This is a genomic window from uncultured Succinivibrio sp. (assembly GCF_902756765.1).
Taxonomy (GTDB): Bacteria; Pseudomonadota; Gammaproteobacteria; order Enterobacterales; family Succinivibrionaceae; genus Succinivibrio.
On sequence record NZ_CACVSS010000014.1, the window covers coordinates 18,963 to 35,978 of the forward strand.

Below are 17,016 nucleotides of genomic sequence, written 5' to 3' on the forward strand. Positions count from 1 at the left end.
CAAATAATTAGATAAGACTGAATCTGCAAATACTGCCTTATAATGATTTCTGAACTTTTTGAAAACCGTTTTACTATAGTGAACATATCACAAAATATTCTTTATAGCTGAACAGTGTTATAGAATCTGAACTTCCTCACAAAATTAATCATAATTTTAAAAATGGTGAATATTCTTATATTCATTGTGCATTTTTAACTAACGTTTACTTTTGTAACGATGCAAAATCTAGTTATATAGAGTTGCTTTATAAGGAGTGTTAACAATGAGTACAAACCGTTATATCGGTAAATATCCTGTCATAGGTATCAGACGCATTATCGATGCGCGTCTGGGACCTCTGGGTGTAAGACAGTCATTAGAAGAACAGACCATGAATATGGCCCAGGCTGCAGCCAAACTGATCAGTGACAATTTAAGATATACCAACGGTGAGCCTGTTAAGGTCATCATTTCTGAGGTAAGTATCGGTAGAGGCGCAGAGGCTGCAAAATGCGCAGCACAGTTCAAGAAAGAAGGCGTGGATATTACTCTAAGTGTTACTCCTTGCTGGTGTTACGGTGCAGAAACCATGGACATGGATCCTATGACAATAAAAGGTGTCTGGGGCTTGAATGCAACTGAAAGACCAGGTGCAGTTTATCTGGCATCTGTTTTAGCCGGTTATGCACAGAAAGGTTTACCTGCTTTTGGAATTTATGGAAAACATGTTCAGGAAGCAGATGACAAGAATATACCTGAAGATGTACAGGAAAAGATTTTAAGATTTGCCCGTGCTGCTGTTGCAGCTGCAACCATGAGAGGAAAGGCCTATCTTCAGATTGGTTCGTCATGCATGGGTATTGCCGGCTCCATGGTCAACATTGATTTCTTCGAGGAATACCTTGGCATGAGAGTTGAGTCTGTGGATGAGGTTGAACTGCTTCGTCGCATGGAAGAAGGTATCTATGATGAGAAGGAATACCAGAAAGCTCTGGCCTGGGCAAAAGAAAAGTGTCCTATTGGCTTTGACAAGAATCCTGAGTTTGTAAGAAAGTCAAAGGAAGAGACAGAAAAATCCTTTGAGTTCGTTGTTAAATCCATGGTCATTATCAAGGATCTGCTACGCGGCAATCCTGATCTTCCTGAGAAATTCGGTGAAGAGGCTTTGGGCTTTAATGCAATTGCCTGCGGTTTCCAGGGGCAGAGACAGTGGACAGATCACTGGCCAAATACAGATTTTGCAGAGGCTATGCTAAATACTTCCTTTGACTGGGAAGGTGCTCGTGAAACATTTATCACTGCTACCGAGAACGACACTCTAAACGGTGCCACCATGCTTCTGGAAAAGCTTCTGACTAACAGAGCCCAGATGTTTGCCGATGTCAGAACCATGTGGTCAGCAGAAGCTGTAAAACGCTGCACCGGTTATGATGTTGAAGGTCATGCCAAAGAGGCCGGCGGCTTTATTCATCTGATTAACTCAGGTGCCTGCGCTCTTGATTACTGCGGTGAGCTTAAGGATGAAAAGGGCAATCCGACAGTAAAACCATTCTGGGAAATGACTCAGGAAGATATCGATGCATGTCTGAAGGCAACTCAGTGGTGTCCTGCTGATAATGGATACTTCCGCGGAGGTGGTTATTCCTCACGCTTTTTGACCAGAGCAGAAATGCCTGCAACTATGGCAAGATTGAATATTGTCAAAGGTTTAGGCCCAGTGCTGCAGCTGGTTGAAGGCTGGACAGTAAAGCTCCCTGACGATGTAACCGACAAGATCTGGAAACGTACTGACTACACCTGGCCTTGCACCTGGTTTACTCCAAGAGTATGTGAAAAGGGACCTTTCAAGAATGCATATGATGTCATGAATAACTGGGGTGCCAACCATGGTGCTATCAGCTTTGGCCACATCGGTGCAGATCTGATCACCTTATGTTCAATCCTGAGAATTCCTGTATGTATGCACAATGTTCCTGAAGATAAGATCTTCAGACCAACCGTCTGGAATTCATTCGGTATGGACAAGGAAGGACAGGATTACCGTGCATGTCAGTGCTACGGTCCAATGTATAAGTAGTAGTGGACTCCTTTGACAGGCGGATCTGTTTGATCTGCCTGTACTTTATGAGAGAGAATTAACTTAATCTTAGAAGGATTTTACGATGTTAAAGGGTATTCCTCAGATTATCACTCCTCAGATGCTCTATACGCTCAGTGCCATGGGGCATGGAGACAGTGTGGTTCTGGCAGATGCAAATTTTCCGGCATACAGAATTGCATCAAATCATACCCTTGTACATATACCTAATATCTCTATATGTGAAATGCTCAAAGCTTTACTGCAGGTATTTCCTCTTGATCATCTGCATGAGTCTGCAGGCTATGTAATGGAGGTCGACAGTGAAGATCAGAGAAGGGGGGTAAAAACTCCAATCTGGCAGGAATATTCAGAGATACTTAGGAAAGATAATAATAAGAGCAAACAGGTATTAGGCAGCTATTCTAGAGCATCATTTTACGCTGAAGCATTGAAGGCTCAGCTGATTGTTCTTACAGGTGAGTGTGCACCTTACGCTAATCTAATGCTATTTAAAGGGGTATTAAACTGAGGCTATTATGCAGAAATCTCTAGTTAAAGCGTTACAGATATTAGAATTACTTTCAAACGGTCAGAAAGACTACGGTATTTCAGAAATTGCAGACAGCCTTGATTTATACAAGAGTAATGTCCACCAGATCCTAAATACCTTTGAACAGTTCAATTATGTAAGAAAAGATCCATCCAATCATCGTTACTCTCTATCAGTTCATTTCCTGGAAATAGCCCATAGAATCAGTTCAAGAATCACCAATCAGGAGTTTATAAGAGATCGTCTACAGGCCCTGACCAATGAGCTTGGAGAAATTACCTACTATGGTGTTCCCGATGGTTCCAAGGTAATGTATTTTTCCGGAGCTTTTCCAATGTCATCGGTTTCAAACCAGTCCGTACTGGGAATGACAGCTCCATTAGTCTGTACCGGAATCGGTAAGGCAATACTGGCTTATATGCCAGAAGAGCAGATTGACGAGCTTTTATCTAAGCCTATCGAAAAGTTCACAGACAATACCATTACAGATCCGGATAAGCTTAGAGAAGAACTAAAAAAAATCAGAAACAACGGATACAGTGTTGATAACATGGAACACGAGTATGGAGTAAAGTGTGTTGCAGTTCCTGTACTCAATCATCTTGGTCAGGTTCAGGGAGCTGTAAGTATTACCGGACCAAGTCTTCGCTTTCCAGCTTCATCTTATAAGAAATATGCTTCAAAACTTCAGAATGTAGCAGTTCAGATTGGACAGAGTTTGCTATGAAATTAGAGCATCAGTACAGCACATTCGCTATAGATACACTTCCATGTAAGATGTGTCACGCTTCAGCAGTTCTTCCTGTTACTGATGATCGTCTTTTATGCGCTTTTTTCGGAGGTTCCTACGAAGGAGAGTCTGATGTGGGAATATATCTGTGTATGCTGGATAAAGGCGTACACATAAAGCACAGCTTTATAAAGGTAAGTAATGAGGCTCACTGGAATCCCGTTCTATTTTGTGTCAGTGAAGACAGATTAGCCCTTTTTTTTAAAGTTGGGAACATCATTGCCCAGTGGTCGACATTTGTTTGTTACTCCTCCGATGGTGGAGATAACTGGTCAGAACCGGTTCCACTGATTGACGGTGACAAAGGGGGAAGAGGTCCCGTCAGAAATCCTCCTCTCAGGCTTAAATCAGGAAGGATTTTATGTCCTGCCTCAAATGAACAGGGGGAATGGCACTCCTTTGTTGATATCAGCGATGATAACCTGATGACTCTTGAAAAGAGTGCGGATATCTATGCTGATCATGAGCTGATTGCTTCAAGAAACAGGGATCTTGAAAAGAAGATTGCGGTAAGTGAACAGTCATATGGTGGTCAGGGCATTATTCAGCCCGCCTTGTGGGAAGACTCCTCTGGTGTTCATATGCTTCTTCGTTCGACCTTCGGCCGGATTCTACGCTCAGATTCTTTAGATGAAGGACAGAACTGGTGTAAACCTTATGCGGTAAATATGCCGAACAATAATAGCGGTATTGCAACATCCTATTATAAGGATACTCTGTTTTTAGCCTGTAATCCTGTGGCTGACAACTGGGGTGCACGAACCCCAATGACTCTGTTTACATCGGAAAATGGTATTGATTTTAAGGAGGCTGTGGTGCTGGAAACTCAGAAAGCGGAGTTTTCCTATCCATGTCTTTATGTTTTGAATAATTCTCTTTACATAAGCTATACCAGCAAGAGAACAAATATACGTATACACAAGTACAATTTTGTTTAACTACATAAGGAGCATAATATGCTAAAGACTAAGACTCTGATTGCTGCTGTTGCAGTATCTTTAGGCCTGTTATCTGTATCTTCTGCAGCCTATGCGGCATATCCTGAGAAGGATATTACCGTTGTGATCCCTAAGAATCCTGGCGGTGGTACCGATACAACTGCACGTGGTGTTATCAACATGATGCAGAAAGACTTCAGTGTAAAGTTTTTACCTGTGAACAAGCCTGATGGAAACGGTATAGTCGGCATGGCTGACGTTGCCGCAGCAAAACCTGATGGATATACCTTAGGTATGGTTACTGTTGAGCTGGATATTTTCCCTCATCAGGGCAAAACCAAGCTGTCATATAAGGATTATGAGTCAATAATTGCTCCTATTGCAGCTCCTGCAGCTTTAATTGTTGCTCAGGATGCACCTTACAATTCACTGGATGATTTTGTTGACTATCTTAAGAAGCACCCTGGTGAGGTTATGATGGGCAATTCTGGTGTCGGAGCTATCTGGCATATTGCTACTCTTGCTTTTGAAAAGGAATTTGGCGTTAAGGTAAAGCACATTCCTTATCCAAACGGTACAGCTGATATCGCCGCTGCAATGGCAGGAAATCATATTCAGGGTACCCTTGCAGATCCTTCATCCTTCAAGAGCCAGATTGAAGCAGGAAAACTTAAGATCCTTGCCGTTATGTCAGCAGAACGCACCAAGATGTTCCCTAATGTTCCAACCTTCCGCGAGCTTGGTCATGACATGACTATTCGCGCATGGGCAACCCTTGTAGCTCCTAAGGATACTCCAAAGGAGGTTCTTGATGTTCTGCGTGCTTCTGCAACCAAGGCTGCAAATTCACCAGAGTTTGTTGAGTACTTCTTAAAGCAGGGCATTGATCCAACCAATATTGTTGGCGAGGAAGCTAACAAGATGATGAAGGATGACGACGCAATGTATGCTGAGTTCATTGCTCAGATTCAGAAAAAATAATTTAATACAGTAATATTCATACTGATTTCGTTCATAGGGAGGTTGAATTCATGATTACAATGAAACGCTGTAATTATATTGTGGCCGCAGTGACACTTGTTATTGGAGTGATGATTGCGTATACATCCTATGGTTACGGAATCAGTATGACAATGTTTGGACCGGGAGCAGGATTCTGGTCCTTTATCTTAGGTGTCGGTCTAATAGCGGTTGCAGTGCTGATAGTTACCGATACTCTTCGCCATTCAGAAGAATTCACAGCAGTTAAAGTTCGCATCGGAGAAAAAGCAAATTTTGAGGCATATAAGCTGATGCTTCTTTTTGGAGCCTTTGTCCTGCTATTGGAAATATTAGGCTTTTATCTTGATTCGTTTCTGTTCATGTGTGCCTGTATGTATCTTCTGGGTATGCGCAGATTTTCATCAATCATTAGTGTTGCTCTTGTATTTTTAGCTTTTGTTTTTGTGGTTTTTTCCTTATCGCTGCACATCAAACTACCACTACCAATTTTCTGGAGCTAGACTATGGATTCAATAATTCAGGCTTTAGGTATTCTTGTTACTTTTGAAAATCTAGGTCTTCTTGCAATAGGTACAGCCGTAGGTATTTTTGTTGGAGCTATGCCTGGGCTGTCTGTTAATATGGGACTGGCTCTGCTGTTTCCTATAACATTCTCCGTAGGTGGCTGGCACGGAATCATAATGCTTTTAGGTATTTACTGCGGAGCTATCTACGGCGGTTCAATCACAGCTATTCTATTAAAAACTCCTGGCACTCCGGCATCAGCCGCAACTACCCTTGATGGATATCCTATGGCAAGAGGTGGACAACCAGGACGAGCTCTTGCTATCTCAACAACAGCATCAACCTTTGGCGGTATATTCTCAACTGTATGCCTGGTACTATTTGCTCCTATGCTTGCAAAGATTGCTCTTCAGTTTTCTAAACCTGAGTACTTTGCTCTTGCGATTTTTGGTATCAGCATGATCACTTCAGTTGCTCCAGGTTCAATCCTAAAGGGAATTATCGGCTGTCTGGTCGGTCTTTGGATTGCCACAATCGGACTTGATCCAATGAGTGGAATGGAGCGTTTCACCTTTGGTACTCTGTATCTTTCAGGCGGAATATCCTTCATGCCTATTCTGATTGGTCTTTTTGCTCTGACTCAGGTCTTTATCAATGCGGAGGAAATGTATCACAGATCCACTTCCACACAGAGGATTACAATCGATAGCGTATATCCAAAATGCGATGATATGAAACTGATCTCTCCTACACTGGTCAGATCATCTGCAATAGGAACATTCATCGGATGTGTCCCTGGTACCGGTGGAGATATCAGCTCCTGGATCTGCTACAACCAGGCCAAGACCTGGGCAAAGGACAAATCTAAATTCGGCAAGGGTGATCCTCGAGGCATAGCAGCTTCCGAGTCTGGAAACAATTCGATTGTTGGAGGAGCCTTCATCCCTGTACTGACACTGGGTATTCCTGGTGACGGTGCAACTGCCATTATTCTGGGAGCCCTGATGGTCCATGGAATTCAGCCAGGTCCTCTGCTTTTCATGAATCATGCAGTTGATGTGTATACTGTTTTCCTTGGGCTTATGATTGCCAATTTTGTAATGGGCTTCTTTGGCTTCTCTCTCATAAGACTGTTCTCTAAGGTAACCATGATTCCAATGGTTCTTCTGCTGCCTATTATCTCTGTAATGGCGGTGATCGGAACCTATTCGTACGCAAATTCAATGCAGGATGTATATATCATGTTTGCTGCAGGTGTAATCGGCTACTTTATGTACAAGTTTGATATGGGAGTTCCTGGAGTTATTATCGGTATTATTCTTGGAAAACTTGCAGAACAGAACTTTACCGGTTCACTTATGATGAGTGACGGTTCTCTTTCCATCTTTGTAACCAGCCCTATCTGCTGTATCTTCCTGATTCTGGCTCTGGTAGGTCTTTTATCTCCTCTCTACAAGGATTCTGTAAGACGAATTTTTGCAAAGTGATTTTCTTCCGATTATTGAGTTCCACAGAACATTGTTTTTTCTGTGGAACATCATCTTTGTGATCCTTATTCTAAAATTTATATTCCTGCTCTGAACAACAGGAATAATCACTCCAACTTTCAATTCCACATTAATCACAAAATACGCATTCATAAAGGAAAAATTTAATACATATCAGATAAATCTAAGCAAAAGATTTATGTACGTGTGATATACTTTTTAGCAACCTGTTGTGTTGAACAGTAAAAAAGAAATATAGCCTTAATAATCCTGGCATTTGGACCTTAATAAATGTTTAAGAAATTACGTAGCATGTTCTCAAACGATTTATCAATCGATTTAGGAACTGCAAATACTCTAGTTTATATCAAGAATAAAGGTATCGTGTTAAACGAGCCTTCTGTTGTGGCTGTTCGTCTGGATAGAAATGGTGGAGCTCAGCGCAAAGTTGATGCTGTAGGTAAGGCCGCAAAGACAATGTTAGGTCGTAGCCCTGACAATCTGGAAGTTATTCGTCCAATGAAAGATGGTGTTATTGCAGACTTCCAGTACACAGAAAAAATGTTGCAGTACTTTATTTCAAAGGTTCTGCAGGGCTCCCATTTTATGCCATTCAAACCAAGTCCACGTGTATTGGTTTGTGTTCCATGCGGTGCAACTCAGGTTGAGCGCAGGGCAATTCGTGAGTCTGTTGAAGGTGCAGGTGCTTCAGAAGTATTCCTGATCACTGAGCCTATGGCTGCTGCAATCGGTGCAGGTCTTCCTGTATCGGAAGCTAAAGGTTCTATGATTGTTGATATCGGTGGCGGTACTACCGAGGTTGCTATCATCTCCTTAAACGGTATTGTTTACTCAAGCTCTGTTCGTATCGGTGGTAACCGTTTCGATCAGTCAATTATTGATTATGTAAGAAATACCAAGCGTTACGAGATCGGTGAGGCAACTGCAGAACAGGTTAAGATTGAAATCGGTTCTGCTTATGCTGAGCAGGAAATGCATGAGATGGAGGTTCGCGGAAGATCAGTTGTTGAAGGTGTTCCTCGTTCATTCACTCTGAACTCAAATGAAATCCTTGAGGCTCTATCAGATCCAATCAAGGGAATCGTTGCTGCAGTCCGTACTGCCTTAGAGAAGTCTCCTCCAGAGCTTGCAGCTGATATCGCTCAGCACGGCATGATGCTATCTGGTGGTGGTGCATTACTTCACAACCTTGATAAGTTATTACGTGAGGAAACAGGTATTCCTGTAACTATTGCAGAGGATCCTCTAACCTGCGTTGCTCGTGGTGGCGGTAAGGCCCTTGAGATGTATGACGCTCAGGACAACGAGATTTTTGACTAATTAGTACATAATTATTATTACTGATGTGGGATGGCAGCATTAACCTTTATTTTAGGTGTCAGGTCATCCTGCAGTAGAGGTTTTTATGAACTCCCATCATCCGTGATGGGCGTTTTGTTTTGATGAAGGATTTGATTTGAAAAGCTCAGATCAGCAGAATTCTCTAGTTCACTTCCGATTCGGATTTGTCCTGCTGTTAACTCTTGTGGTTATGGCTCTGGATGTCCGCTCTAAATTTTTGTCAGATTTCAGATATTACGTTGAATCTGCCTTATATCCCGTACTTGTTTTTGCTGATTCTCCACATTCTGTGGGTAAGATGATGTCTACCCAGTTTAAGAGTCACTCTGAACTTATCAAAGAGAATGAACAGCTTTCCACAGAAAACTTCATGCAAAGAGCCAATACTCTAAGACTTAAGGATCTTGAGGATGAGAATCAGGCTTTGCGCAAGCTTTTAAACTCTCATGTAAGACAGAATATCAAAAGACTGTTTGCTGAAGTTATAGACGTTGATCCTGATCCATATCTGAGTCGTGTGACCGTAAACCGCGGTACAAGTTCAGATGTTTATGAGGGAATGCCTGTTATTACAGACAGAGGCCTTGTAGGTCAGGTAATGGAAGCAAATTATTCTTTCTCAAGAGTTCTGCTTTTAACTGATCCTAACTGTCAGATTCCGGTTATCGATTCTAGATCATCTGTAAGAGCAATCTGTATTGGCTCTGGATCTCATGCTGAGATTATTATTAATAATGTGCCAAGAACCGCAGATATCAAGGAAGGGGATATGCTACTGACCTCAGGAATCGGTGGAGTTTATCCTAAAGGCTATCCTGTAGCTATTGTTACCTCTGTCGGTATTTCTGATTCACAGCCTTTTGCGGCAATTAAAGCAAGACCGCTGGTTGAAACTGATAAAATGCGTTATGTTCTGATGTTCGGTACCAGCAGTGATACTCCTGATGCCGAGGATTATGAACTTCAGGCTAAACAGATGACAGATGATAAGACTATTCTTCATCAGAAAAAAGTAAAAGAGCTAATTGATACCTTGTCTGTCAAGAAAAACGATAAGAATCAGAACGCAGAAAAATCTGAGGCTAAGAAATCTAACGTAGGTGGTACAAATGATTAGCGGAAAAGACAATAGAAATTCATTTCTGTTACTTTTAGTACCAATGCTTTTTGTTGGTCTGATTCTGCAGATTATTCATCTGCCTGAAGTGGTTTCTCTTAACAGACCTGATTTTCTGACTTTAATTATTCTGTTTTTCTCTATTTACAGCAATTTCAGTCTGAAAATTGAAGTAAGCTGGCTTGTCGGAATTTTTCTTGACCTTGCAACCGGAGCTCCGCTGGGAATCAATGCTCTGATTATTTCAGCTCAGATATATTTGATTACCACCCAGTTTAAGAATTTCTATAAATATAGGCTGTGGCAGCAGGTTATTATTGTTGGAATCATAAACTTTTTGGTAACTATTCTTTGTTACTGGATTGAGCATATTATCGGCAGAAGCTATTATGAGATTAATTTCCTGATCCCTTCTGTTTCTACAGCCGTTTTCTGGCCTATAGTTTATTGGATTTGTCTGATTTTATGTTCAACTTTCTCAGTCGCTTCTGATGAAAAAGAGAATCTAGATTAGATAAAATGACAAAACTAATCCTTGCATCTGGTTCTCCTCGTCGTAAAGAATTCATGAGTTATCTTGGAATCCCTTTTGATGTGGTAATTCCCAATATTGATGAATCTCCGCTGAAAGGGGAATCTCCTGACGAACTGGTTCATCGTCTATCTAGATTAAAAGCTGATTTTATTTCAAAAGAACATTCTGACTCTGTAGTTGTTGCAGCTGATACTGTTGTCTGTTTTAATGGTATGATCCTCGGCAAACCATCTTCACGAGATGATGCTTTTAAGATGATAAAAATGCTGCAGGGGCAGACACACACTGTATATACTGGAGTAACAGTACAAAAGGGCAGTCTTGTAAAAAGCAAGGTTGTCTCAACTGAAGTGGTATTCGATTCTCTGGATGATAAGTTTATTAGTAATTATGTGGCTTCCGGAGAATGTGACGATAAGGCCGGAGCTTACGCAATTCAGGGAATTGCCTCTGTTTTCATATCGGAAGTTAAAGGTTCGGTAAGTTCTGTTGTAGGATTACCAATTAACGAAGTTGTTAAGTTTTTAAGAGAGTTTGGATTAGATATCCCAATCTCAAAGGTTTGTGCATGAATACATTCGAAAAAGCCTCAAAAATCCTATGGAATAATACGGATATAAATCTTGAGGTTGCTCAGAAAGCTCTTAATCATTTGAATTCAAGAGAAATAGATTTTGGTGATCTGTTTTTTGAAAGAAGTGTGGCTGAGGGATTTTTCCTGGAAGAAGGTATTGTCAAAGGAGGATCTTTCAGCATTTCTCAAGGTGTAGGTGTCAGAGCTGTTTTAGGGGCCAAATCCGGTTTTGCCTATTCTGATGTGCTGGATGAAAAGTCTTTGATGGAGGCCTGTACTGCTGCTCACTGTATCAGTCATGGTCACAGCTGCAACCGAGAAAAGATAGTTGTTTCAACCAAAGAGACCAAACCTCTTTATGTTGACGATGATCCGATTGCCGCTATGGATAAGGCCAGAAAAGCTGAAATTCTAGAGATCCTGGATAAAAAGGCCAGAGCTCTTGATCCAAGAGTGGTTCAGGTTATGGGTAGTCTGAACTGTTCCTATTCAACTACTATGGTAATGCCTACCGATGGCCCTGCCAGAAGTGATATTAAACCGATATGCAATATAACCATAAGTGTGGTTATGGAGCATAACGGCCGCAAGGAAGAAGGCTTCGCAGCAACCGGCGGTGCGGTTTTATTCAATACTCTGCTAAAGGATGATACCTTAGACAATCTGGCTAAAGAGGCTGTAAGAATTGCCTCTGTAAACATGGAAGCTATCCCTGCTCCTGCAGGTACTATGCCTGTGGTTCTGGGTGCCGGCTGGCCGGGTGTGCTGGTACATGAGGCAGTAGGTCATGGCCTTGAAGGTGATTTCAACAGAACCGGATCTTCAGCCTACTCCGGCAAAATCGGACAAAAGGTTGCCTCAAGTGCCTGTACCATTATTGATGACGGCACTATTCCAGATCGCCGAGGATCATTATCCTTTGATGATGAAGGCACTGATACTGCATGTAATGTTCTGATTGAAAAGGGAATTCTCAAAGGTTATATGCAGGATAAGCAGAATGCCATGCTTATGAAGATGAAGCCTACCGGTAACGGCAGACGTCAGAGTTATAACTGTATGCCAATTCCAAGAATGACCAATACTTTCCTGCAGAATGGAGAGTATGACAAGGATGAAATAATTTCCTCTGTAAAAAAAGGAATTTATGCAGTTAACTTCCGTGGCGGTCAGGTAGATATTACCTCCGGTGAATTTGTTTTCTCTGCCTCAGAAGCCTACCTTATCGAGGATGGCAAGGTAACATCTCCAATCAAGGGCGCAACTCTGATTGGAAATGGTCCAAAGACTATGCAGCAGGTTTCCATGGTTGGCAACAATCTTGAGTTCGACTGCGGTATTGGTATGTGCGGCAAAGCCGGTCAGGGAGCTGCTGTGGGTATCGGTCAGCCTACTGTTAAGATTGACTCAATAACCGTTGGCGGTACCAAGTAGATATAATTAAGGCTGTAATTTTATTTACAGCCTTATGACCTGTTTATATGATATTTCTACCTTTGTAATCTAATCTCTAACATACACTTCTTTAAAAATAAAACTTGCGCCCTGATCCGCTGGTGAGACGTTTTCACGGCATACTCTGAAAAGCATTCTTCCGTAAGTCTGTTCCTCAGATTCTAAATCAGGAGTTACCGCACGTCTGTTCTCAAGAGAGGTTAAGCAGTTTATTTCTCCTTTTTCTGCATCAAAATCAATGAGATCACCATCCTTAAGCAGAGAAATGAGTCCGCCTTTTGCAGCCTCAGGTGATAAGTGCAGTGCTGAAGGAATTCCTCCTGAAGCACCGGATAACCTGCCATCAGTAAGCAGGGCAACGTGGTATCCTGCTTTCTGCAGATTTCCCAGAACCGGCATCAGGGTATGCAGTTCCGGCATGCCCGAGGCTGCGGGGCCGGCGTAACGAACTACTATCACCGCATCCTGATTAAGCTTTCCTTCCTTATATGCAGCCTGTACTTCATACTGAGAATTAAAGACTCTGGCTGGAGCTTTTACATGCTGATGCTCTTTTGAGACAGCGGATATCTTGATGACACTGTCTCCAAGGTTTCCATGAAGAACTTTTAGTCCTCCCTGTTCTCTGAAACAGCCGGTATCTGAAATTATTACATTTGGATCTTTTGATTCTCCGCAGTCAACAAATTCAAGTTCATCTCCTTCTATTACCGGAGTTTTCAGTTGATCTGTGAATGTACCGAATACTGTCTCAACATCTTCATGCAGCAGTCCTCTTTTAGACAGAGCTTTTAACAGAACAGGAACTCCCCCCGCATTCTGAAGAGCGTTAATGTCATAGACGGCATTAGGATAGACCTGTACTAAAAGAGGAACCACTTCTGAGAGATCGCTTATGTCCTGCCAGGTGAGAATATAGCCTGCACTACGGGCGATTGCCGGCATATGCAGAGTATGATTGGTAGATCCTCCTGAAGCTAACAGTGCGACCAGACCGTTTACCAGATTTTTTGCGGTAAGTGTTTTGAATAATGGTTTGAAGTGCTCTCCCTGTCGGGTGTTTTTTACCATTTGCTTTACAGCATAATCGGTCAGTTTCTCTCGAAGAGGAGTATCTGGTGGAACGAAGGCAGAGCCTGGGAGCATCAGTCCCATGGCTTCAAGAACCAGCTGGTTGGTGTTTGCTGTACCATAGAAGGTACAGGTTCCCTTTGAGTGATAGCATTTGCATTCCATTCTCTGCAGGGCAACTTTATCTATCTTTCCTGCAGCATAATCCTGTCTGACTTCTGATTTTTCCTTATTGGATATGCCTGTTCCCATTGGCCCTGACGGAATGAAAGCTACTGGAAGATGTGCAAAAGATGCTGCTCCCATTAGAAGCCCGGGGGCGATTTTATCGCAAATGCCCAAAAGAAGAATACCATCAAAAATATTGTGAGATAGTGCTACCGCAACCCCCTGTGCTATGAGATCTCTTGAAAAGAGCGATATATCCATTCCCGGCTGTCCCTGGGTGATACCGTCACACATGGCGGGTACCATTCCTGCAACCTGACTGCTTGCTCCTGCCCCAAGTGCACTTGCCTCGATTTTTGATGGATAATCTCTGTAAGGACAGTGGGCACTGACCATGTCGTTGTAGGCACTTACGATTCCCAGATTAGGTCCTTTTCCTGTTATAAGGTTTTCTTTGGTTTCAGACGCTGCTCCAGCAGCCGCATGGGCTATATTTGAGCAGGTTAAGCTGTATCTATCTCGGAGAACTTTTGCCTGAGAATCTATTATTTCAAGATAGGTTTTTCTTGTCAGTTCAGAGCGTTTTTCAATACGTCTTGTAACCTCTTCAACAACTATATTCATGAGCAACCTTCTTTTCTATCTGAGAAATCGCCTGACTGATTATTTCCTGTGGACTGCCGCTGATATCTATATTGATAACATCATTTTCAGAATCCGGAAATTCCAGCGCTTCAAACTGAGAATTGAGCATATCTTCCTTCATAAAATGTCCCTGTCTTCTGGACAGTCTTTCCTTTATAAGTTCCTTACTGCCGAAAAGATGGACAAAGATCAGTCCGTGATTTCCTTCTCTGAGCATATCTCGGTATTTTCTCTTTAAGGCAGAACAGACGACAACACCCGACTGATGTCTGTTTTCAAAGGAGAAAAACACGTCATTAATTCGCACAAGCCAAGGAGTTCTGTCTTCATCATTCAAAGGAATACCAGTTTTCATCTTTAGGATATTGGCTCTTGGATGCAGATCATCTCCGTCTATAAAACTTGCTCCAAAGTGGTCGGCAATTGCCTTACCGATGGTAGTTTTTCCGCTTCCGCAGACTCCCATAATCACGCACTTAACGATCATAAACTTTTCCAAAATCTTACTTTTTTACAATAAATGGAAGGGACGTATCTTGCCACTATGACAATGGTAAAACAATTGAAACTGGTTTTCTAACGAAACTGTCACATCTGTAACCAGTTTATTTGAAAATAAAATTCAAAAAAAACAAAGATTCTTTAATCAGAGTTTTATTTGATTTATAAGCGTTTTTATAACAATGTTCTTCATTAGAGAATTTTACGTAGTTAATAAAGTATACATATATTCTATCTGTGAACATATTGGCATTTTTTTTACAAAAAATTCAGTAGACTTTTGTTAATGACTAAAACTTATGTTTAAAAAGGAGTCCAAAAATGGAGAAAATAAGTCAAGTAATTTCCAAGTCACTTGACCTCTTTTCAGTGGTTCTTCTGGTGATTATGTCCTTACTGGTAATCATTAATGTGGCTCTGCGTTTTATCTTTAATTCCAGTATTGTCTTTTCCGAGGAAATATCCAGATTTCTTTTTATTTGGGTGGTATACATTGGCGCTATTATCGCAGTAAGAGACGACAGCCATATCTATGTTGATTTTCTGCGTAATAAACTGCCTTCCTGGCTGCAGTTCTTCCTTAAGGTTGTATGTGAACTCGCCATGATAATAGGATGTACCCTGTTCTTCTTGGGGAGTATTGATCTGACAGAGGTAAATATCACTGATCATTCGCCTGTAGCCGGTATTTCTCTAGGTTATGTTTATTCAGCTGGTTTAGTCGGAAGTTTCGGCATGATTGTGATGCTGTGTATCAGACTGGTAAGGCTGTTCCGTAAAAATGGCAGAGACTCTCAGAGGGAGGCTGAATAAAGATGACTGTAGCAATTTTCCTGGCGATTCTTTTAGGTTCAGTTTGTATCGGCATTCCTATTGCCTTTTCACTGCTGATGTGCGGTTTCGGTCTGATGTGGTACATGGATATGCTGGATCCTCAGATCGTGGCTCAGAGTCTTATTAACGGTGCTGACAATTTTACTCTCCTGGCAATTCCATTCTTCGTCTTTGCTGGAGATATCATGAATGTCGGAGGTCTGGCAAAACGTCTTGTTGATCTGCCAATGAAACTTGTTGGACACAAAGCCGGCGGTCTTGGCTATGTGGTTATTATTGCTGCTGTGATTATGGCATCTCTGTCTGGTTCACCTGCTGCTGATACCGCAGCTATTGCAGCAATTATGTTTCCAATGATGACAAAGGCCAATTATCCAAAGGAAGGTTCTGTCGGTCTGATTGCTTCTGGCGGCATTATTGCACCTATTATTCCTCCTTCAATTCCATTTATCGTAATCGGTGTAACTGCTTCTGTTTCAATTTCTCAGCTGTTTTTAGCCGGTATCGTTCCAGGTATTCTCATGGGTGTAACCCTCTGCTTTGTCTGGAGTCTGAGGGCTCGTAAATATGAGGCAGCTCCTAAGGCTTCAGCAAAAGAGATTATGAAGTCCTTTAAGAGCGGTATCTGGGCTCTGATGCTTCCGGTAATCATCATCGGTGGTTTCAAGACAGGTGTGTTTACTCCAACCGAAGCAGGTGCGGTAGCCTCTGTTTATGCTCTGTTCATTTCAATATGTGTTTATCGTGAACTGACCTTAAAGGCTATTTACGGTGCTTTACTGAATACTGTTAAAACCTCAGGTGTCATTATGATGATGGTTGCTGCAGCTCAGGTTTCAGCCTGGCTTATGACTGTAGCTGATCTTCCAGGAACTGTAATTGAACTGCTAAGACCAATGATTGACAGTCCAAAAATACTGCTGGCTTTCATTCTGATTCTACTTACTGTCATGGGTATGGTTCTGGATCTGATCCCAATCGTTCTGATTCTGGTTCCTGTTCTGATGCCTTTAATTCATGAAGCAGGTATCAATGAGATCTATTTCTGTGTGATGTTTATTATCTGCTGTTCAATTGGTCTGATTACACCACCTGTTGGTAACGTACTGAATGTGGTATCAAGTGTAACCCGTGTGCCATTTGAGCGTTCAGTAATAGGTATTCTGCCATACGCAGGTTCACTCCTGCTGCTACTGATTCTGTTCCTGATATTCCCTGAAATTATCATAGGTCCTCTTAATTTCATGATTGGAAAGTAACCGTTCAGGAGTTTGAATAATAAAAACAGATATGGTTTTAAACAGATTTTATAACTTACTGTAACTCTAGTTTTGCATTTCGATTTTAACTAAAAATCGGCTAATAAATGCGGTCTCGCACCACATTTGCTGTTTAAAAATCAATTTCTTTAACTATTTAGA

General features: G+C 41.7%; 16 protein-coding genes. 14 read left to right on the top strand and 2 right to left on the bottom strand.

All coding sequences use genetic code 11. The features are described 5' to 3' along the window. Window positions 1-265 precede the first annotated feature (265 nt). From QZU45_RS03460 to tldD, 12 genes are all read left to right on the top strand, one after another. Window positions 266-2,059, top strand: coding sequence for an L-fucose isomerase (locus QZU45_RS03460; protein ID WP_074839065.1), 1,794 nt, complete (start codon window positions 266-268; stop codon window positions 2,057-2,059). An 85-nt stretch (window positions 2,060-2,144) separates the two neighbouring features. After that, window positions 2,145-2,591: an RbsD/FucU domain-containing protein gene (locus tag QZU45_RS03465; RefSeq protein ID WP_074839062.1), complete on the top strand. Its 447-nt coding sequence runs from the start codon at window positions 2,145-2,147 to the stop codon at window positions 2,589-2,591. 7 nt (window positions 2,592-2,598) lie between these two features. Then, window positions 2,599-3,339, top strand: coding sequence for an IclR family transcriptional regulator (locus QZU45_RS03470; RefSeq protein WP_295351653.1), 741 nt, complete (start codon window positions 2,599-2,601; stop codon window positions 3,337-3,339). Further along, the gene (locus QZU45_RS03475) at window positions 3,336-4,340 is read left to right on the top strand and encodes a sialidase family protein (protein ID WP_295351656.1); all 1,005 of its coding nucleotides are present in this window, start codon (window positions 3,336-3,338) and stop codon (window positions 4,338-4,340) included. The genes QZU45_RS03470 and QZU45_RS03475 overlap by 4 nt, the downstream gene beginning before the upstream one ends. A gap of 18 nt (window positions 4,341-4,358) precedes the next feature. Then, window positions 4,359-5,321, top strand: a complete 963-nt coding sequence (locus QZU45_RS03480; protein ID WP_295351658.1) for a tripartite tricarboxylate transporter substrate binding protein — start codon at window positions 4,359-4,361, stop codon at window positions 5,319-5,321. Between the two features lie 50 nt (window positions 5,322-5,371). Further along, entirely contained in the window at window positions 5,372-5,842 is a 471-nt protein-coding gene (locus QZU45_RS03485) for a tripartite tricarboxylate transporter TctB family protein (protein ID WP_295351662.1), read from the top strand. A 3-nt stretch (window positions 5,843-5,845) separates the two neighbouring features. Beyond that, complete coding sequence (locus QZU45_RS03490; RefSeq protein ID WP_295351665.1) at window positions 5,846-7,333, top strand: tripartite tricarboxylate transporter permease; 1,488 nt, start codon at window positions 5,846-5,848, stop codon at window positions 7,331-7,333. 291 nt (window positions 7,334-7,624) lie between these two features. Further along, window positions 7,625-8,674 (top strand): rod shape-determining protein, encoded by a 1,050-nt coding sequence (locus QZU45_RS03495; protein ID WP_074839047.1) that lies wholly within the window; start codon window positions 7,625-7,627, stop codon window positions 8,672-8,674. Between the two features lie 136 nt (window positions 8,675-8,810). Beyond that, the gene (gene mreC / locus QZU45_RS03500) at window positions 8,811-9,812 is read left to right on the top strand and encodes a rod shape-determining protein MreC (protein WP_295351669.1); all 1,002 of its coding nucleotides are present in this window, start codon (window positions 8,811-8,813) and stop codon (window positions 9,810-9,812) included. Then, entirely contained in the window at window positions 9,805-10,326 is a 522-nt protein-coding gene (gene mreD / locus QZU45_RS03505; RefSeq protein ID WP_295351672.1) for a rod shape-determining protein MreD, read from the top strand. Before mreC ends, mreD begins: the two co-directional genes overlap by 8 nt. Window positions 10,327-10,331: 5 nt before the next feature. After that, window positions 10,332-10,919, top strand: coding sequence for a nucleoside triphosphate pyrophosphatase (locus QZU45_RS03510; RefSeq protein ID WP_295351674.1), 588 nt, complete (start codon window positions 10,332-10,334; stop codon window positions 10,917-10,919). After that, window positions 10,916-12,355, top strand: coding sequence for a metalloprotease TldD (gene tldD / locus QZU45_RS03515; RefSeq protein WP_295351677.1), 1,440 nt, complete (start codon window positions 10,916-10,918; stop codon window positions 12,353-12,355). Before QZU45_RS03510 ends, tldD begins: the two co-directional genes overlap by 4 nt. A 69-nt stretch (window positions 12,356-12,424) precedes the next feature. Here the strand turns inward: tldD and edd are convergent, their stop codons facing one another. Together edd and QZU45_RS03525 are read right to left on the bottom strand one after the other, a co-directional pair. Further along, window positions 12,425-14,239: a phosphogluconate dehydratase gene (gene edd, locus QZU45_RS03520; RefSeq protein WP_295351680.1), complete on the bottom strand. Its 1,815-nt coding sequence runs from the start codon at window positions 14,237-14,239 to the stop codon at window positions 12,425-12,427. After that, entirely contained in the window at window positions 14,223-14,747 is a 525-nt protein-coding gene (locus QZU45_RS03525; protein ID WP_295351683.1) for a gluconokinase, read from the bottom strand. Before QZU45_RS03525 ends, edd begins: the two co-directional genes overlap by 17 nt. A gap of 335 nt (window positions 14,748-15,082) precedes the next feature. Here QZU45_RS03525 and QZU45_RS03530 point away from each other — a divergent pair, with 335 nt between their 5' ends. Continuing rightward, window positions 15,083-15,574, top strand: a complete 492-nt coding sequence (locus QZU45_RS03530) for a TRAP transporter small permease (RefSeq protein WP_295351686.1) — start codon at window positions 15,083-15,085, stop codon at window positions 15,572-15,574. Window positions 15,575-15,576: 2 nt separating this feature from the next. Then, window positions 15,577-16,854 (top strand): TRAP transporter large permease subunit, encoded by a 1,278-nt coding sequence (locus tag QZU45_RS03535; protein WP_295351689.1) that lies wholly within the window; start codon window positions 15,577-15,579, stop codon window positions 16,852-16,854. Window positions 16,855-17,016 lie beyond the last annotated feature (162 nt).